Consider the following 19774-nt stretch of genomic DNA (forward strand, 5'->3'; position numbering starts at 1 on the left):
GACTGCCCGTAAATAAGGTCTGTTACAGAAAAATGACAGCGCTTGACCCAAGAATGAACGCAAAACTCATCTTTAGCACCAAAATGATGCATGCAAGCATTCAAACGACGATATCCTGACTAACCCTTATCAAATCCGGCACCCTGTCCCTTCTAACCCGTGTCCGCAGCGACCATCTGAGGTAGCATCTACCCACTTATGCCAAGCTCAACTGTTCGGTGGTCTCCATCACACGGAAATCCGGGTGCACCGCCCGCCGATATCAGGCGCAGGGGAAGGAAACTGCAACAATATTCATCAATGGTTGAGACTGTAAGGCGGCTTGCACGGCCGACTGGCAAAAGACACTAGGTACAAACAAGGTTGTAAATATGAAAGTTGTTCCCGAGGCTCCCCGTATCTGGCTGACGACAATCCTGTTCGCCAGCACCGGACTGGTGGCGCTGACCCTGGTGCCTCTTTATGGGGTAATGGTGGGCTATCACTGGTATCAGTGGCTGGCCTTTGCCGTGCTCGGTGCATTTTGTGGATTTTCAATCACCGCCGGCTACCATCGCCTGTGGTCCCACCGCACCTATGAGGCCCACTGGTCCCTGCGCCTGTTTTTCGCCCTGTTCGGCGCCGCTGCCCTGCAAAACAGCGCGCTGATCTGGTGTTCCGGTCACCGCCGCCACCACCGCCACTGCGACGACAATGATCAGGACCCCTATTCCGCCAAGCGCGGCTTCTGGTTTTCCCATATAGGCTGGATGTTGCGGGAGTACCCCAGTGGCACGGTGGATTTTGACAACGCCAAGGATCTGCAGCGTGACAAGATCGTCATGTGGCAACACAACCACTACGTCCCGGTTACCGTGGCCATGAATGTTGGTGTACCCCTGGTACTCGGCCTGTTGACCGGCGATGTGATCGGCATGCTGTTGCTGGCTGGCGTGTTGCGCATCGTGGTCAACCACCACACCACGTTCTTTATCAACTCTCTTGCCCATATCTGGGGCCGCCGGCCCTACACCGATGAAAACACTGCGCGGGACAACGACCTGCTGGCGTTTTTCACCTTTGGAGAGGGTTACCATAACTACCACCACATTTTTCAGACCGACTACCGCAATGGCATCCGCTGGTACCAGTGGGATCCCACCAAGTGGCTGATCAAAACCGCGAGCTGGCTGGGCTTGGCGAGCAACCTGAAAACCGTACCGGCCATGCGAATCCAGCGCGCCATGCTGACCATGCAATTCAAGCGCGCCGAGCAAAAACTGGCCAACTCCAAGCACAAGGAAAGCTGGACCCAGCTGCTGGAACGGGAAGCACAGGATTTCTCCGCCGCCCTGGCCGAGTGGAAAGAGCTGCAGCAACAGCGCTACGAAAACGCTCGAGAGCGCCTGGTGGCAAGATGGGAAAACGCCGCCATTCGCACCCGGGTCAAGGAGCTGGAATACAGCCTTAAAATGCAGCGTAAACGGCTACAGATCATGATGGAACAATTCCATCTGGCGCCGGTTGCGGCGTAACCCGGATCAATGACAGTTAAGGCGGCTTTCACGAGCCGCTTTTTTTTGCCTGACGCGACCTCCCGACCCTGATGACTTGAACGCCGCTGGATATGCACTATAAACATTAAGAGGGCATCAGACTTCGCAGGCCGGCGGCCTCAGGCAGAAAAATCAACCACAATGCAGGCGCAGAGATGAAAACATTCAAACAAGCCCACGAAATTCTCAAAGACGCGCAAAAGTTTCATCTGGACATGGCCGGCATGTATCAACAGTTGCTCGACTGTGCCGAAGACAATCGCACCCAGCTACTGCTAAGACACCTGCATGAGCACGAGCTGCGGATGGCCAACAACCTAAAAAACTATGGCGCAGTGGCGGAACAGAAGGTCATGCAGACCTGGCTGCAGTACACCCCGGAAGAATCTCCCGGGGACCTGATCAAGAACCTGTACCTGAGCGACAAGCCTTCCCTGGAAGAAATCAATCAACTCGGCCAGGAAGTGGATCGCTACTTTTCAGAGCTGTACCACGCGGTGTACGGCTCGATCGAGTCTGCTGAAGTCAAAGAGGTATTTGAAAACCTCAAACATATCCAGGACAAGGAACGCATTACGCTCTCCAGGGCAACCAATTCGCTGTGGGATATGTAATCCCCCGCCAGTAACTCCGACCACAGCCGACGGTCACTTACTGACCGCCGGCGAAGACAGGCCCAGCCCCGGGTATTGCGTATCGAAGAGTTCTGCGAGCCCCCCAAAGTCCCACCTCAGGAATTTCCCCGGAAAATTGCGGTTGCTTTCAAAAAATGACATTGCTACTTTTGACAGCGATGTCATTCTGACTGGATACGCAGTAACAATCATGACCAATAAAAAGCAAAGACTTGCCTCTGTGGATGCCCTTCGCGGCTTCGACATGTTCTGGATTATCGGTGGCGAGGCGCTGTTCCTGCCGCTGTTAGCGCTTACCGGCTGGTCCATTTTTCACTTGGGCCACGGGCAGATGCAGCATACCCCATGGCACGGCTTCAGCTTTTACGACCTGATTTTCCCGCTGTTCATTTTTCTGTCCGGGGTCACCCTGGGCCTCGCCAATAAATCATTGCGCGACCTGCCACTCGCGCAGCGTGCCCCCGTTTATCGCAAGGCGATAAAGCGTCTGTTCCTGCTGGTTTTTCTGGGGATCATTTACAACCACGGTTGGGGCGCGGGGATGCCCGCAGACCTTGGCGAAATCCGCTATGCCAGTGTACTGGCCCGAATCGGCTTTGCCTGGTTCTTTGCCGCAATGATCGTGTGGCACTGCGGTATCCGTACGCAATACGGGATTGCGGCAAGTATTCTGCTCGGCTATTGGCTGCTTCAGGTTACCGCAGGCGACCTGACTGCGAATGGCTCCGTCAACGCCTGGGTAGACCTGCATTTTCTACCGGGCCGCAGTTATCAGAACCGCGCCTATGACCCGGAAGGCCTGCTTTCCACCATTCCCGCTATCGTCAATGCACTGTTCGGCGTGTTCGCCGGTCGCTGGCTGGCTAAGCACGCCGGCAATCATGCAACCATTCTCAAGGGCCTGTTTATCGGCGCGGCGATCTGTCTGGTTGCAGGCTTCCTTTGGCACTGGGTGTATCCGGTAAACAAAGAGCTGTGGACAAGTTCCTTTGTATTAATCACCTGCGGCTGCAGTCTGTTACTACTGAGCGTTTTTTACCTTGTTGTAGATATGTGGCAGTGGAAAACCTTCAGCTACTTTTTCTCAGTGATCGGTTGCAATGCTATTCTGGTGTATCTCGGCACCAGTCTGGTGAACTGGCAGTACAGCAGTAAGAGTCTGTTTGGCGGTATTGCGGCTGCCCTGTCGGAGCCGGCCGGAGCTCTGCTAATTGCGGTGGGTGTGATTTTGCTGCAGTGGCTTGTACTGCACTTTCTGTACAAGCGTGGGATTTTTATCAGCCCCTGAAGGCATTTGCTGCGCGGTGGCCGGGCTTAGTTGGATTAGTGGCGGTGGAGCAGCACCAAGGGATGGTGCACAGTGGTCCTGAAAACCCACCCCCAGCGCTTTGCCGCCACCCAATTTGTCGCCACCCAGCCTGCTTAAGAACGAAATGCTTGCAGTGTAATGGACTAACCGAATCTATTTTGCACAGCGACCACGATAGGCTGATTGGCATCCGGAAATTCGTAGTCGGTGAGATCAGAAGCGGTGACCCAGGCCAAAGCCTGCCCCTCAACACCGCGGGCCTTACCTGAAAATGCCGTCACACACCAGGTATCGAGAAACACCTGTTTCTCCCCATAGTCGTGGCGCACTTCGATAAGTTTCTCCATCGCAAGCACGCCAATATCCAGCTCCTCGCGCAACTCCCGCGTCATCGCCTGCTGAATCGACTCACCTTCTTCGACCTTACCACCGGGGAATTCCCAACGCCCGCCCATATGCAAATGGTCCGGGCGCTTGGCCAGCAAAATGCGCCCGTCGCTGCCGAGAATCACACCCACGGCAACATGCACGCATTTTTTACCGCTTAAGGAATCCATCAGGTGCGGTACTCCGCATTGATGGTCACATATTCGTGGGAGAAATCGCAGGTCCAGATATGCTCTGAAACATTTCCGCGTTTCAGGTCCACGGTAATGGTGAAATCAGGCTGCTGGAACACCTTCTGTCCCTGCTCCTCCGTATAACCTTGCGCACGGCCACCTGCTTCCACGATCTGCACGTCATCCAGAAATACACTGACCCTCCCGGTATCCAGGTTGTCCACACCCGCATTGCCAATCGCCATGATCAGCCGCCCCCAATTGGGATCCGAGGCGTACATCGCCGTTTTCACCAGCGGCGACTCGCCAATTTCGAACGCAACCCGCAACGCCTCCGCCGAACTGGCCGCGTTGTTTACCTGGACGGTAACGAACTTGGTCGCACCTTCGCCGTCGCGGACGATAGCCTGGGCCAGTTCGATATGAACCTCTACAATCGCCGCCTTCAGCAACCCGTATGCCTCACCCTGACCATCGGCAATCAATTCGCCGGTAGCACCACTGGCAATCAGCACACACGCATCATTGGTGGAGGTATCCCCATCCACGCTGATGCGGTTGAAAGACTCCGCTACCGCCTCTTTCACCAACTGATCCAGCATTGGCTGCGGAATGGCTGCGTCGGTGGCCACATAGGCCAGCATGGTGGCCATATTTGGCTGAATCATACCCGCACCCTTGGCGATGCCGACGATGGAAATCGTCTCGCCGGCGATATCTAGCGTACGACAGGCAGTCTTTGGGCGGGTGTCGGTGGTCATAATGGCTTTCGAAGCGATATCCCAACCATCAGCATGCAAGGTGTGCGCTGCTACGGGGATGCCGTCGAGAATTTTCTGTACCGGTAAATGCTCGCCGATCACCCCAGTGCTGAAGGGCAAAACCTGCTCGGGGTTTACCCCCAGCGCTGCGGCCACACCGCGACAACACGCTTTTGCATCCTCCAGACCACGATCACCAGTAGCTGCATTGGCATTGCCTGCGTTGATCAACAACGCGCGGATATCACCACCACGGATATGCTCCTTCGCAATCAGCACCGGCGCCGCGCAAAAAGCATTCTGGGTAAACGTTGCCGACACACTGGCACCTGCAGCAATTTCAATCAGCAACAGATCGTCCCGCTGCCAGTTTTTGATCTGGGCCGGCACGGCGGCGAGACGGACACCGGGAATCTGGGGAAGTGGCTGCGCCATATTTTTACGCCCTTTGAGCAATGACAGATTGGCCGCTGATTATATTAAGGCCGCAGCAAATAAAAAGGCCCGCTAAAAGTAGCGGGCCTTTCCAGTCATCCGGATCGCTGGACTGTGGCAATTACGAGGTGGTGGAAGAAGTCAGCTTGCCGTGGCACTGCTTGTACTTCTTGCCGGACCCACAGGGACAGGGGTCATTGCGACCAACACGCGGCCCGCGGCGGGCGGGTGCCTGCTCTGCGGAGACTTCGGATTCAGGTATCGCCGAGGCCTGCGCATGCTGCAACTCCAACTGCTGGCGACGCTGGGCTTCCAGTCGGCGCTGCTCCATTTCTTCCATCTGCTCACGGGTCATGGGCTCGACGTGGGCCAGCACACGAATGACCTCATGCTTGAGATTATCCAACAGGCTCTCGAACAGGTGGAAGGACTCGCGCTTGAACTCCTGTTTGGGGTTCTTGTTGGCATAGGCACGTAGACCAATACCCGCGCGCAGATGATCCATGCTGGACAGATGCTCTTTCCACAACTGGTCCAGCACCTGCAGCATTACCTGGCGTTCGATGGTGGGCATCAGGGTTGCGTCACCAGTGCTCTCGGCAATTCGTGCCAGCTTCTGCTGGTACGCGCTCTGGGCTTCTTCGACAATTTTTTCCCGCAGGCTTTCTTCGTGCAGGGTGCGGTCTTCTTCCAGCCACTGTTTGACCGGTGCCTGCAGTCCCATTTCCGCTGCCAGCTGCTGTTCCAGAGCGGGAATATCCCACTGCTCTTCCACGCTCTGCGGCGGCACATGGGTAGAGATCAGCTCGTTTACCACATCGTCGCGAATCGCGGTAATGGTGTCGCTGATGTTCTCTGCTTCCAGCAACTCGTTGCGCTGGGAGTAAATGACCTGACGCTGGTCGTTGGCGACATCATCGTATTCCAGCAGCTGTTTACGGATATCGAAGTTGCGACCTTCAACCCGGCGCTGCGCTTTTTCGATGGCGTTCGACACCATACGGTGCTCAATCGCTTCTCCGCGCTCCATACCCAGCATCTGCATGAAGTTCTTCACCCGGTCGGAAGCAAAGATACGCATCAGGTTGTCTTCCAGGGAAAGGTAGAAACGGGTTACACCCGGATCTCCCTGGCGACCGGCGCGACCACGCAGCTGGTTGTCGATGCGGCGGGATTCGTGGCGCTCGGTACCGATAATGTGCAGACCGCCAGCTTCGATCACCGTGTCGTGTCGGGCTTTCCATTCCGCCTTGATCCCGGCAATCTCTTCTGCAGTGGCTTCGCGGCCTTCCCGCGCAAGCAGCTCTTCGACTTCCGCTTCCCAGTTACCGCCGAGCACGATATCGGTACCGCGACCAGCCATATTCGTCGCGATTGTCACAGTGCCGGGACGACCGGCCTGGGCAATGATGTGCGCTTCCTTCTCGTGGAATTTCGCGTTCAGCACCTGGTGCTCGATCTTGGCCTTCTGCAGCAGGCGCGACATTTCCTCGGAGGTCTCGATAGAAGCGGTACCAACGAGGATTGGCGCCTTTTTGTCCCGGCAGTATTTGATGTCCTCAATGATCGCTTCGAGCTTTTCGTCCTTGGTGAGATACACCAGATCGTTGAGATCTTCCCGCTGCTTGGGCTTGTTGGTGGGTATGACCACCACGTCGAGACCGTAGATCTGGCGGAATTCAAACGCCTCGGTATCCGCGGTACCGGTCATACCGGCAAGTTTTGGATAGAAGCGGAACAGGTTCTGGAAAGTGGTGGAGGCCAGGGTCTGGCTTTCGCTCTGAATCTGTACGTTTTCTTTCGCTTCCAGGGCCTGATGCAGGCCTTCGGACAGGCGGCGCCCAGGCATGGTGCGGCCGGTGTGCTCATCGATCAGTACCACCTGACCGTTCTGGACGATGTAGTCCACATCACGGTGGAACAGCACATGCGCGCGCAGGGCGGCATTTACATGGTGCATCAGCCCCAGGTTGCCCGGCGCGTAGAGAGACTCCCCTTCTTTCAGCAGGCCACTGCGTACCAGCAGGTCTTCAACCAGCTGGTGGCCTTCTTCGGTCATCTCCACCTGGCGACTCTTCTCATCGACGGAGTAGTGGCCCTCACCACCCTCTTCCGCACGCTGCAGCTGGGGCACCAGTTTGTTCATGGCCATATATAGATGGGAGGAGTCCTCCGCCTGGCCGGAAATGATCAGAGGGGTACGCGCTTCGTCGATCAGAATGGAGTCGACTTCGTCGACAATGGCAAAGTTCTGCGGGCGCTGTACTCGATCTTCCTTGCGCAGCACCATGTTGTCGCGCAGATAATCGAAACCGAACTCGTTGTTGGTTCCGTAAGTGATGTCCGCCTGATAGGCCGCCTGCTTGTCGGCGGGGTGCTGCTGGGATACCACAATGCCCACTGTCAGGCCCAGGAATTCGTACACGGGACGCATCCAATTGGCGTCGCGGCTGGCCAGATAGTCATTTACGGTAACAATGTGCACACCCTTGCCTTCCAGCGCATTGAGGTATGCCGGCAGGGTCGCCACCAGGGTTTTACCTTCCCCGGTGCGCATCTCGGCAATGCGGCCTTCATGCAGGGTCATACCACCGATCATCTGCACATCGAAGTGACGCATACCCATAGCGCGGAAGCCCGCCTCACGCACCGCAGCGAAGGCTTCAGGCAATATTTGCTCAAGGGTTTCACCTTGCGCCAGACGCTGCTTGAATTCTTCGGTTTTGGCTTTTAGCGCGGCGTCATCCAGTGCCTTGTATTCCTCTTCCAGCGCATTGATCTTGGCGACCACCTTGTGCATGCGCTTGAGTTCGCGGTCATTTTTTGAGCCAAAGACCGTTTTTATCAGTTTGCCAATCATTATTAAGAAACCACATTAAAGCTGAGTATGTCCGCCGGCGCCGACACCGGGCTATGCGCGGAAAAGGTGCAAGTAAACAGGAAGGCGCAAGACGCCGCAACAGTGAACTAAACTGCGGGCGTTGCTACAGGATTACAAGGGCCCTGCTGCGCAATAGAGAATAGTTGTTATCTGCCGGTGCGGCGGATGTAACTGGCAGGATCGACCTGGCGGTCATTTTTGAACACTTCAAAGTGCACATGAGGGCCGGTAGAGCGGCCACTGGATCCCATCAGGGCAATTACCTGCCCCTTCTTGACCACATCGCCGAGCCCAACCTTCAGCTCGCTGTTGTGACCATATCGGGTTTTGTAACCGTTACCGTGGTTGACTTCAACCAACTGACCGTAACCACTGCGCTCTTCCGCCCAGGTCACTACGCCAGCCGCCACGGAAACCACGTCGGAACCTTTCTTACCGGCAAAGTCGACCCCCTTGTGCAGAGTGCGACGGCCGCTAAAGGGGTCGGTGCGGTAGCCATAGCGGGACGACATCCAGCCACGGTTGATCGGGCGACCAGCGATAAACTGTTCATCCTGCAACTGACGCCGCGCCATCAGGGAGTCGAGGGTGGAGAGCTGCATCTGCCGATCTTCAATCTGATTAGACAGATCGCCAATCGCCTCAAGGAATTCAGGCGGCTGGTACGGGAGTTCACTGCCCCCGGCAATACCCGGGTCTTCCGGGCCACCTACCGCGGGCATACTGCCGAACTGAAACTCACCCTCATCCAACTTGGCGATGGTGGTAAGTCGCTCACCGAGGGCATCCAGGCGAGTTAGGCGCGCCTGCATTTCTGCCAGTTTGACCGTCAATGCGGTGAGCTGCTCGCGGGCCTGCTGGTCTGCGGTGTCGATCTGCTCCTGCTGTTTACGCAGGGCTTTATTCCAGGCCTTGACCGCCCGGGCGTCGAAAACGTCTGATTCTGCCGCCGGAAGGTTGGCACCGATCCACAATGCTCCGACGGGAAGCCCCAACAGGCAGAGGCCGAGCAATGCCTTGCTCAGCCCACCAAAATTGAAGCTACGAGAGACGCCACCGCGCTCATTGACCAGAATTACTTTCATATCAGGCGTACAAGACTTGCGACCACTTGTTGTTTTAATGATTTGACTATCGCCCGGCGCAGTCTGATTGCCTGCTTAAACCGCCGGTTCAACGCCGGGACTGCCGCATCCTGCTAGCCCAGGCCACTCCTGTGGCCCATTACAGGCAAATGTAACATTTACCGCCTGCAAAAACAGATTACAAACGCACAAATTACTGTGCGTAAAAAAGCCGGCAATTATTGTGCCGGCTTTTATTGAGAACCTATCCCCTTACACCGCCAGAATCGGCTTGACGTAAGAGATGGGCGCTTCCTGCTCGTCCTCGAAAGTCACCATTTCCCAGGCATCTTCCTGTGCCATCAGGGTTCGCAGCGACTTGTTGTTCAGCGCATGGCCGGACTTATAGGCTCTGAATTCACCAATCACGCTGGTACCCAGCAGGTACAAGTCGCCAATGGCGTCAAGAATCTTGTGCTTTACGAATTCGTCTTCGTAGCGCAGACCGCCCTCATTCAGGATACGGTATTGATCGATAACGATGGCATTGTCCACGCTACCGCCCTGCACCAAGCCCTTGGAGCGCAGATATTCAATCTCGTGCATAAAACCGAAGGTGCGCGCACGGCTGACTTCCTTCACAAAGGAAGTACTGGAAAAGTCTACCGAGGAGCTCAGGTTCCGCCCCTGGAATACCGGGTGGTCAAAATCGATAGTGAATGAAACCTTGAAACCGTTGAATGGCAGGAAGCTGGCAACCTTGTCGCCCTCTTCTACGGTGATCGGTTTCTTGATCCGCAGGAATTTTTTCGCTGCAGCCTGCTCCTGAATGCCCGCAGACTGGATCAGGAAGACGAAGGGACCGGCACTGCCGTCCATAATCGGAACTTCCTGTGCGGAAAGCTCTACAATCGCGTTGTCGATACCCAACCCCGCCATTGCTGACAGAAGATGCTCGACGGTGGCAACTCGCACATCACCTTTCACCAGCGTGGTGGAAAGCAGAGTGTCACCCACGTTTTCTGCGCGCGCTTCAATCTCAACAACCGGATCCAGATCTACCCGGCGGAATACGATGCCGCTGTTTACCGGCGCCGGTTTCAGGGTCAAAACGACCTTTTTACCGGTATGCAGGCCAACACCAGTGGCTCGAATAGCATTTTTGAGAGTGCGCTGTTTGATCATCTATGTCCAGGTTCCCATTCGGTGAGCTGCGCACGAACCGCAGCGAGCCGGCGATAGTAACAGAAATTGTGCGCCAAAACTACACATTCCAATCCGGTCATGCCAGTCATGGCTTGTGTTCCGGCGTGCCCCTCGGGGCCGTTCCATGTGTAAGCATAGCCCAGCGCAAAGACTCCAACGCCAAACTGGCTCACAGGAATGGCAATTGTTGTACGAGTTTATTGTATGCGCTTACTCCGGTGGCCGTACCCCAAAAACAGGTTAAAAATTGTTAACCGACAATTTCAACACTACAGGGTCATCCTAGGGATTCGGGCATTTCTGCCCTCTACGAGATCACTGTCATTGGACGGTAAAGGATTGCCTGCAAATCAGCCAACCAAACACTCAAAACGGGGACCATTCTTTATGACGGGAATCCGCCGCCTTTTACCTCGTCCATCTGCCAGCGCTTGCGGCAGCCCAGCACTTCCATTGGTACTGCGGACTTCCAAAAACGCACCGGTGAAGGGTTACCGGGGGCATATACGAGCGACTTCCCTGCCGCCAATGCTTACTTCCTGATCAGGCGGTGTCGTGCACTTCATCGTGCACCTGACACCTGTCCGGAGCGGGCGGAAACCCGACCATTACTGGCCGGGTGAAGACATGAGCAGATGTTCCGCCCCACTCCGGGGGAAGATCAGTCTGCCTGACGGCGCAAGAACGCCGGAATATCCAGATATTCCATATTGTCCTTGTCCACAGGGTTCATGGTCGGAATGCTGCGCTGGGGACGCTCACTCTCTGCACGAACTCGCGTGTCTTGAGCTTCGCGAGGACTTTCGGCCACCGGCTGGCGCACCGGCTCCCGGGACTCAGGACGGCGGGTGTTGTCCACGACCTTGGTGGGGCGCGCTACCTGCGCCGTCAGTTCGCCAAGACCGGCAGCCACTACGGTCACACGCATCTCATCACCCAGCTTGTCATCCACTGCGGTTCCGATCACCACAGTCGCATCGTCAGAGGCAATTTCCTGTACGATCTGACCGACTTCGGAGTACTCCCCCAGGGTCAACTCCTGACAGCCACCCTCTTCGCTGCCAGTAATGATGTTCACCAGGATACCGCGGGCACCCTGCAGGTTAACGTTGTCCAGCAGCGGACTGCGAACCGCTTTCTCTGCCGCTTCACGGGCGCGGTTTTCACCCACAGCTGAGCCGGACCCCATCATGGCCATGCCCATTTCGGACATCACGGTGCGCACATCTGCAAAGTCCACGTTCATGATGCCCGGGCGGATCATCAGATCGGCGATGCCCTGCACAGCGCCCAGCAGCACGTTGTCGGCCTCCTTGTACGCGGCCTTCATGGTGATTTTGTTGCCGAGCACTTCCAGCAGGCGATCGTTGGGGATAGTGATCAGGGAGTCGACCTTGTCGCGCAGCTCGAGAATGCCCTCTTCCGCAACCACACTGCGCTTGCGCCCTTCGATCATGAACGGGCGAGTAACCACTGCTACGGTTAGGATTCCCAGATCTTTGGCGATCTCAGCCACGATCGGTGCGCCACCAGTTCCGGTGCCACCACCCATACCAGCGGTGATAAACACCATGTCCGCGCCGGTCAGCACTTCCGCAATACGCTCGCGGTCTTCCAGTGCGGACTGACGCCCCACGTCCGGGTTTGCACCGGCACCCAGACCACGGGTGATGGTATTACCCAGTTGCAGGATCGTGTGCGCCTCCACATCCTTCAACGCCTGCGCGTCGGTATTGGCACAGATGAAATCCACACCATCCACTTCGCTGGCGATCATGTGTTTGACGGCATTGCCACCACCACCACCAACACCGATCACTTTGATGACAGGCTTGTCCTGTACGCTATCTAGCAGCTCGAACATTGCTGTTCCCCTTTTTTGCTCATGTCTAAATGTAATTATCGATCCCGGTAATTATTTTCTGCTTCAGAGGTTGCCCCTGAACCAGTGTTTGACCTTGTCCCACCACTGGTTTTCATTGCGCTGGGCAGCAGGACTCGCACTCCGGTTGTCTTCCGTTTTCAGTGCGTACATCAACAGCCCCACACCGGTCGAGTAAATCGGGTTACTGACGATGTCTGTAAGCCCGGCAATCCCCTGAGGTACCGCCAGCCGCACCGGCATGTGGAAAATTTCTTCCGCAAGTTCCACCGCGCCTTCCATTTTTGAAGATCCGCCGGTAAGCACGATGCCCGCCGCACACAGGTCTTCAAATCCGCTGCGGCGCAATTCCGCCTGCACCAGGGTGAATAGCTCGTCGTAGCGGGGCTCCACCACTTCCGCCAGGGCCTGACGGGAAAGGTCTCGCGGTGCCCGATCACCAACACTGGGCACTTTGATGGTCTCACCTTCCCGCGCCAGCTTCGCCAGTGCGCAGGCATATTTGATTTTCAAGTCTTCTGCATGGGGCGTCGGTGTGCGCAACGCCATGGCAATATCATTGGTAACCTGGTCACCGGCAATCGGGATCACCCCGGTATGACGAATGGAACCACCGGTGAACACTGCAATATCCGTGGTGCCACCACCGATATCCACCATGCACACGCCCAGCTCTTTTTCATCCTCGGTCAATACCGCGTAGCTCGACGCCAGCTGCTCGAGGATGATGTCTTCCACCTCCAAACCGCAGCGGCGGATACATTTTTCAATATTCTGCGCAGCGTTCACCGCGCCGCTCACCAGATGCACCTTGGCTTCCAGACGCACACCAGACATACCGAGAGGCTCTTTGACCCCTTCCTGATTGTCGATCAGGTATTCCTGCGGCAGGGTATGCAGGATTTTCTGATCCGCCGGAATAGCAACCGCGCGCGCTGCGTCAATTACCCGGTCCAGGTCCTGCTGGGTAACTTCGCGGTCCTTGATCGCTACAATACCGTGAGAATTCAGACTGCGGATGTGGCTGCCGGCAATACCAGCGTAAACCGAGTGAATTTCACACCCAGCCATCAGTTCCGCCTCTTCCACCGCGCGCTGAATCGACTGCACCGTGGATTCAATATTCACCACCACGCCCCGCTTCATACCCGTGGAACGGTGAGAACCGATACCGACGATATTCAGTTCGCCGCCCGCGGAAAACTCACCGACAATCGCCACCACCTTGGATGTGCCGATATCCAGGCCGACGACCATGCGTGGATCAGTTGACTGTGTCATTTTCTTTCAACCTCGCTGGGCAATACGCCGACCCACATGTGGCATGTCGGATCAGGGGAAAGCCCACCTTTTTGACCTGTTTGTTGTCAGTTATTTGTGTTTTCTTTACTTTTCCATTGCACCGCAACTGCATTGTTATAGCGGGTATCTACCCCGGACACTTTCTGCAGATGCGGTGCCAGTACGCCGCGAGTGAGACTGAGAAAGCGGCCCACCCGCTCCAGCAGCTCATCATGCCCGAGTTGCAGTCGGATACCACTTACCAGCTCCAGCTGCCAGCCAGCCAGTTCATCAAACGACAGGCGGCGTACTTCCATATCTTTAGTGGTGAGCAATCCAGCCAATGCCTGGTACTGGGCCATGATCCGCTCCACCAGTTCTGCATCGCCGGCAAGCTCCGGCAAATGCAGATCGGTTAAATTTTCCGGCCGCGGCAGTAATGCACCGCTGGCAATCAACAGTTGATTGCCCCCCCAAATTGCCAGCGGCTCAGCCTCCTCCACCGACACTTCAACCCCGTTGGGCCAGCGGCGACTGACCGACGCATTGGCAATCCACGGATTGGCCAGCAGTGCCGCGCGCATTTCGTCGATATCCAGGGAGAAGAACCCACGACGTAAATACGGCAACAATATGTCTTCAACCTGCTGCTCACTCACCGCGCGAAACGGCGCTCTCACTTGAACATTTTCCAGCGCATCGACGCGGCTCAACTCTACCGCCGGTGCCTGCTGCCAGAGCCAGCGGGCGCTGTACCCAAGCCCGGCAACGACCAGCAGTAAAAACAACACGAGCGAAGCAATGCGTACAAATCCCGGAGACCGCTGTTGCTCTGGACGGGGAAGTGCCCTGGCACCACGCACCGCCTTGCGCGTTTTTTTTCCTTGCTGGCGACCTTCTTCTCGTCGCAGCTTGTGTTGTTTATTTACGCTTTTTCCGGCCACGACCGCTTACAAATTCCGTTATTCATTTAACGGGGGTTTATTCCCCTGCCAGGACTCGGACAATAGCTGCGCAAGCCCACCAACATTACCAGCCCCCTGGGTGAGGACAATATCGCCAGGCTCAAGCAGGTCGCCGAGTATCGGTGGAACCTGATCGACCTTTTCCAAAAAAACCGGATCGATCTGCCCGCGATTGCGAATACTCCGCGCCAGGGTACGCCCATCGGCACCGGGAATTACCGCTTCGCCCGCGCTATATACATCCAGAAGAACCAGTTTGTCGACCTGCGAAAGCACCTGCACAAAATCTTCAAACAGATCTCGGGTGCGGGTATAACGGTGTGGCTGATACACCATCACCAGGCGGCGCTCTGGCCAGCCGTCGCGCACGGTCTTGATGGTCGCCGCCACCTCCCGCGGGTGGTGGCCATAGTCATCCACCAGCATGACCTTCTCTTCGCTCGCGCCCTCGCTTATAGGGAATTCGCCATAGATCTGGAAGCGCCGACCAACCCCCTGAAAACCTTTCAGTCCCTCGCGAATTGCTGCGTCGCTGACACCCTCTTCGGTCGCTACCGCAATCGCCGCAGTCGCGTTCAACACATTGTGAATGCCCGGCACATTGACACACACATCGATCACGCTGCCATCGGGGCGATGTACATTGAAAAAGCTGCGCAGCGGTTCCTGGCGCACGTCACTGATACGGAAATCGCTTTCCTCGTCGAAACCGTAGGTGGTTACCGGCCGAGCCAACTTCGGAATGACGGACTGTACATTGGCATCGTCGCCACACACCACCGCCAGACCATAGAACGGCAGGTTGTGTATAAAGTCGATAAAGATCTGTTTGACCTTCTCGAAATCACCGCCGTAGGTTTCCATATGGTCGGCATCGATATTCGTCACCACGGTAACCATTGGCTGCAGGTGCAGGAAAGATGCATCACTTTCGTCTGCCTCAGCAATCAGGTAACGGCTCTCTCCCAGCGCAGCATTGGCGCCGGCGCTGTTGACCAGACCGCCGATCACAAAGGTCGGGTCCTTGCCGTCCGCGGCAAAAATAGATGCGATCAGGCTGGTGGTGGTCGTCTTGCCGTGGGTGCCCGCTACGGCAATGCCGTATCGGTAGCGCATCAGCTCACCCAGCATTTCCGCACGGCGTACCACAGGTATACGGTTTTCACGGGCCGCTACCAGCTCCGGATTATCCCCGTATATCGCCGACGAGTTTACAACCACGTCTACATCGCGAATATTTTCCGCGGTGTGACCAATCTGCACAGTGATACCCAGGCTCTTCAGGCGCTCGGTGACCTTACTTTCCCTCAGGTCCGAACCGGATACTTCGTACCCCTGATTCTGCAGTACTTCAGCGATACCACTCATGCCGGCACCGCCGATACCGATAAAGTGAATACGGCGGATGCGGCGCATGGCAGGCACCTGGTATTGCGCTTCGATAGCATCCATGTTTCCAGTGCCGCCTTTCATTTGTGTCTGTGTTTCGCGAGACATATCAACACCCCATCGCTTCGCGACATACGGCCAACACACTGTCGGTCGCATCAGGCCTGGCTACCCGGCGTGCCGCCAGAGCCATAGCCAGTAATTTTTCTGGATCCGAGAACAACGCTTCCAGCAATGTGGCCAACTTGTCCGCATCCAGCTCGTCCTGCTGGATGACCTGCGCAGCTCCAGCCTGTTGCAACCACTCACCGTTCTTGGTTTGGTGGTCGTCAATCGCAAACGGGAAAGGCACCATAATGGCACCGACACCCGCCGCGGCAATTTCGGAAACCGTCAGCGCGCCAGAGCGACAAATCACCAAATCCGCCTGTCCGTAAGCTGCTGCCATATCTGCAATAAACGGCACAACATTGGCTTCGACACCGGCGCGCTCGTAGGCCTCTCTAGCAACGTCCAGGTGACGCTGCCCCGCCTGATGCACGACCTGTGGACGCCTTGCCGGGTCCATTTTTGCCAGCGCCTGCGGTACCAGCTCATTGATCGCTACAGCGCCGAGACTCCCTCCCAGCACCAACAGGCGCGGAGGTTGCTGCTTGCCGACCCGCGCCGCGGGCTCGGGCAATTCGGAAATTTCCGAACGCACCGGGTTCCCCACCTGTACAGCGGATGGCAAGCCACTGGGGAATGCCTCAAGTACACGACTGGCAATTTTCGCCAATAGCCGATTGGTGGTGCCCGCTACCGCATTCTGCTCGTGGATGATCAGCGGTATGCCGCTCATACGCGCAGCCACGCCACCGGGACCGGTGGCAAAGCCACCAAAGCCCAGCACCGCGTCTGGCTTTACATTTTTAACAACGGCTCGCGCCTGCAGAATTGCCTTACTAATCTGCACAGGCGCCTTCAGCAGAGCGGCGGCGCCTTTGCCACGAACGCCTTCAACGGAAATAAAGTGCAACGGGATGTCCGCCGCCGGTATCAGCTGGGATTCGATACCGCGCATGGTACCCAGCCATTCCACTTCAGCGCCCTGTGCCTGCAGGGCCTTTGCTACAGCCAACGCAGGAAAAACATGCCCGCCGGTGCCACCCGCCATAACCAGAAACTTTTTCCCGGCAAAGGTTGATGCGGCATCACTGGATTGAGTCATTACGCAGCCTCCCCGGTTTTTCTGTCGCCCAGTTGCAACGGATTGAAGATCGGCAGCTGTCGGATATCGGCAACGCCACCAGTGTTTGCGCCTTCAGTGGCCAATTCGTTCTGAGCGCGCCAGGCCAGTGCAAACAGCGCGAAACACACGACCAGGCTCGAGCCACCGGAACTCACAAACGGCAGCGTCAATCCTTTGGTCGGCAGCAGGCCGGACGCTACACCCATGTTCACAAACGCCTGCCCGGCAAACAGCACGGCGATACCAAAGGTCAAAAGGGCGGCAAAAAAAGCCTGTTTCGCCAACGCCCGGCGCACCGTACGCAGCAGTGACCAGGTCAGCACCCCGTACAGGGCAATCACCACCAGCCCGCCAAACATGCCCCACTCTTCAGCGAGAATCGCAAAAACAAAGTCGGTGTGAGCCTCCGGTAGGTAAAACAGTTTCTGCACGCTGTTACCCAGACCCACACCAAACCATTCACCGCGTCCAAAGGCGATCAGCGACTGGGTTAGCTGATAGCCACCGGCAAACTGCTCGCCCCACGGATCCAGAAAAGTGGTCAGACGCTGCAGACGATATGGACTGATCAGCGCCATCAGTGCCAGGCCACAAGCAGCGACGCCCACCAGTAAAAAGGTGTGGGGAAGTCGTGCGCCGGCCAGGAACACCATCGCCAGAGCGGTACCGGAAATCACCACCACCGAACCGAAGTCGGGCTCCAACAGCAGCAACAGGGCGACAAAACCAAGCACGCAGATAGGCACCATAAAACTGCTCCAGTGCCGCAATTTTTCGTGGCGCCGAGTCAGAAAACTGGCGAAGAACACCAGACAACAGAATTTGGCAATTTCTGCCGGCTGTACGGTAATCGGCCCCAGCGCGATCCAACGCATACTGCCGTTAACCGCACGTCCCACGCCTGGAATCAGCACCGCCAACAACATCCCGAGGGCAAATATCAGCAGGGTCCAGGAAAGATTTGACCAGGTTTCAAGAGAAATCCGGCTCACCAACAGTGCGCCCAGGGCCCCGACGGCGAGAAATACCAGATGCCGCTTGAGGAAGTACCAGGGGTCGCTGTACACATCGGCCGCAAACGCGATCGAGGCTGAAGCCACCATCACCACGCCAATACTGGCCAGAGCCAGCACGCAAAAGGGCAGTACCCAGGCCAATTCGTTCCGTTCACCGTTGTCCACGCTGTGCAATTCTGCGCTGTTCGAACCGGTTTTCTTCGCGTCCGACTTACTCACTGTCCGCCTCCTGCCCTGCAGTTGCCTTCAGTGCGTTCACTGCGCTGCGGAATGCCTCACCGCGCGCTTCAAAATTACGGTACATATCAAAACTGGCACAGGCCGGTGACAGCAGTACATAGTCACCCTCACTAGCCAGTGCCTGCGCCTGCGCTACCGCATCATGCATATCCAGCGCGACGCCATGGGGAACTTCGCCTGAAAGAACCTTAGCGATACGCGGGCCATCGACGCCGATAGTGACAAGCCCGCGCAAGGCGCCCGCGGCTTCCGCCAGCGGCGCGAAATCTGCACCCTTGCCATCGCCACCGGCGATCAGAACGATTTTGCGTTCTCCCTGCGCAAGTCCATCCAGTGCCGCGCGGGTAGCGCCGACATTGGTACCTTTGGAGTCATTCACAAAAATGACGCCAGCTATATCTGCCACCCGTTCACAGCGATGTGCGAGACCGGAAAAATCCCGCAGTACTTCCAGCATCGGTGCCATCGGTAATCCCGCGGCGCTGCCCAATGCGAGCGCCGCCAGCGCATTGGCCACGTTATGGCTGCCGACCATAGCCATCTCATCGGCCGGCATCAGTTTTTCTGCGCCTTTGGCCAGCCACTGGCATCCATTTTCAGTGATTACGCCAAACTGCTTCAGGTCCGGGCGGTCCAGGCCAAAACTCCACTCGCGGCTGTCCCGCGCCAGCGGTCCCCGGGTCAATGAGTCTGCGCGATTGACCACCATCTGGCGCGCGTGGCGATAAACTCGCTGCTTGGCCTGGTGATAATCCGCCAGGGTCGGGTAACGATCCATATGGTCGGCGCTGATATTCAGAATCGTCGCCACCTCCGGTGCCAGGGACCAGGTGGTTTCCAGCTGAAAACTTGAGAGTTCCAGCACAAACATTTCCGGCATCGGCGAAGTGAGCAAGTCGAGTACCGGCACGCCGATATTGCCACCTACTTCCCCAGCGATTCCGGCCCGCGCAACCATCAGCCCCAACAATGTGGTCACGGTACTTTTGCCATTGGAACCGGTGATTGCAATCACCTTTGGCGCGGGCTCGACTTTCGCCAGCTCACGGGCAAACAGCTCAATATCTCCCACCACCGGAATGCCTGCGGCAATCGCCGCGGCAATCGCCGGTTCTGCCAGGGCAACACCCGGGCTAACAATGATTTCACTGGCTGCCAGCAAGGTCTCGTGACGCAGCGGGCCACACTCTACAGGTACCTCGGGGAATTCTGCCCGGAAAGCCTCTCGCGCCGGCGGCGCTTCGCGGCTATCCACAACCAGCGGAGAAAATCCCTGGCGCAACAGAAAGCGCACCACCGATTGCCCGGTAGCGCCCAGTCCGATCACCACTTTTTTCTCAGAAGTTGCGATAAGGCTCATTCGTTATTTATCTGCTTTCTGTTG

15 protein-coding genes are annotated in these 19774 nt (G+C 56.8%); 3 read left to right on the top strand and 12 right to left on the bottom strand.

Features of this window, described 5'->3' with window-relative positions; translation table 11 throughout:
- Positions 1 to 371 precede the first annotated feature (371 nt).
- From PVT68_RS06420 to nagX, 3 genes are all read left to right on the top strand, one after another.
- The gene (locus tag PVT68_RS06420; protein WP_280321858.1) at positions 372 to 1514 is read left to right on the top strand and encodes an acyl-CoA desaturase; all 1143 of its coding nucleotides are present in this window, start codon (positions 372 to 374) and stop codon (positions 1512 to 1514) included.
- Positions 1515 to 1690: 176 nt separating this feature from the next.
- Entirely contained in the window at positions 1691 to 2149 is a 459-nt protein-coding gene (locus tag PVT68_RS06425) for a hypothetical protein (RefSeq protein ID WP_280321860.1), read from the top strand.
- A gap of 211 nt (positions 2150 to 2360) precedes the next feature.
- A complete protein-coding gene (gene nagX / locus PVT68_RS06430) occupies positions 2361 to 3458 on the top strand; it encodes a transmembrane glucosamine N-acetyltransferase NagX (RefSeq protein ID WP_280321861.1) in 1098 nt (365 codons plus the stop codon).
- A gap of 164 nt (positions 3459 to 3622) precedes the next feature.
- Here nagX and mutT read toward each other — a convergent pair whose 3' ends face one another.
- The 12 genes from mutT to murD all read right to left on the bottom strand — a co-directional run bounded on the left by mutT (position 3623) and on the right by murD (position 19750).
- Positions 3623 to 4036 carry an 8-oxo-dGTP diphosphatase MutT gene (gene mutT, locus PVT68_RS06435; protein ID WP_280321863.1) on the bottom strand — a complete coding sequence of 138 codons (414 nt, stop codon included), beginning with the start codon at positions 4034 to 4036 and terminating at the stop codon, positions 3623 to 3625.
- On the bottom strand, positions 4036 to 5235 hold the full coding sequence (argJ, locus tag PVT68_RS06440; RefSeq protein WP_280321864.1) for a bifunctional glutamate N-acetyltransferase/amino-acid acetyltransferase ArgJ: 1200 nt from the start codon (positions 5233 to 5235) through the stop codon (positions 4036 to 4038). The genes mutT and argJ overlap by 1 nt, the downstream gene beginning before the upstream one ends.
- Positions 5236 to 5356: 121 nt before the next feature.
- Positions 5357 to 8095: a preprotein translocase subunit SecA gene (gene secA, locus PVT68_RS06445; protein ID WP_280321865.1), complete on the bottom strand. Its 2739-nt coding sequence runs from the start codon at positions 8093 to 8095 to the stop codon at positions 5357 to 5359.
- A 167-nt stretch (positions 8096 to 8262) separates the two neighbouring features.
- Complete coding sequence (locus PVT68_RS06450) at positions 8263 to 9201, bottom strand: M23 family metallopeptidase (protein WP_280321866.1); 939 nt, start codon at positions 9199 to 9201, stop codon at positions 8263 to 8265.
- Positions 9202 to 9453: 252 nt separating this feature from the next.
- Entirely contained in the window at positions 9454 to 10365 is a 912-nt protein-coding gene (gene lpxC, locus PVT68_RS06455; protein WP_280321867.1) for a UDP-3-O-acyl-N-acetylglucosamine deacetylase, read from the bottom strand.
- A gap of 682 nt (positions 10366 to 11047) precedes the next feature.
- Entirely contained in the window at positions 11048 to 12250 is a 1203-nt protein-coding gene (gene ftsZ / locus PVT68_RS06460; RefSeq protein WP_280321868.1) for a cell division protein FtsZ, read from the bottom strand.
- Positions 12251 to 12313: 63 nt separating this feature from the next.
- Entirely contained in the window at positions 12314 to 13549 is a 1236-nt protein-coding gene (ftsA, locus tag PVT68_RS06465) for a cell division protein FtsA (protein WP_280321869.1), read from the bottom strand.
- Positions 13550 to 13635: 86 nt separating this feature from the next.
- A complete protein-coding gene (locus PVT68_RS06470; RefSeq protein ID WP_280321870.1) occupies positions 13636 to 14493 on the bottom strand; it encodes a cell division protein FtsQ/DivIB in 858 nt (285 codons plus the stop codon).
- Positions 14494 to 14511: 18 nt separating this feature from the next.
- Positions 14512 to 15966, bottom strand: coding sequence for a UDP-N-acetylmuramate--L-alanine ligase (gene murC / locus PVT68_RS06475; protein WP_280322477.1), 1455 nt, complete (start codon positions 15964 to 15966; stop codon positions 14512 to 14514).
- A gap of 46 nt (positions 15967 to 16012) precedes the next feature.
- Positions 16013 to 17113 carry an undecaprenyldiphospho-muramoylpentapeptide beta-N-acetylglucosaminyltransferase gene (gene murG / locus PVT68_RS06480; RefSeq protein ID WP_280321871.1) on the bottom strand — a complete coding sequence of 367 codons (1101 nt, stop codon included), beginning with the start codon at positions 17111 to 17113 and terminating at the stop codon, positions 16013 to 16015.
- The gene (ftsW, locus tag PVT68_RS06485; protein WP_280321872.1) at positions 17113 to 18369 is read right to left on the bottom strand and encodes a putative lipid II flippase FtsW; all 1257 of its coding nucleotides are present in this window, start codon (positions 18367 to 18369) and stop codon (positions 17113 to 17115) included. The genes murG and ftsW overlap by 1 nt, the downstream gene beginning before the upstream one ends.
- Complete coding sequence (murD, locus tag PVT68_RS06490) at positions 18362 to 19750, bottom strand: UDP-N-acetylmuramoyl-L-alanine--D-glutamate ligase (protein WP_280321873.1); 1389 nt, start codon at positions 19748 to 19750, stop codon at positions 18362 to 18364. Before murD ends, ftsW begins: the two co-directional genes overlap by 8 nt.
- Positions 19751 to 19774 lie beyond the last annotated feature (24 nt).

It is taken from the genome of Microbulbifer bruguierae, assembly GCF_029869925.1.
Lineage (GTDB): Bacteria > Pseudomonadota > Gammaproteobacteria > Pseudomonadales > Cellvibrionaceae > Microbulbifer > Microbulbifer bruguierae.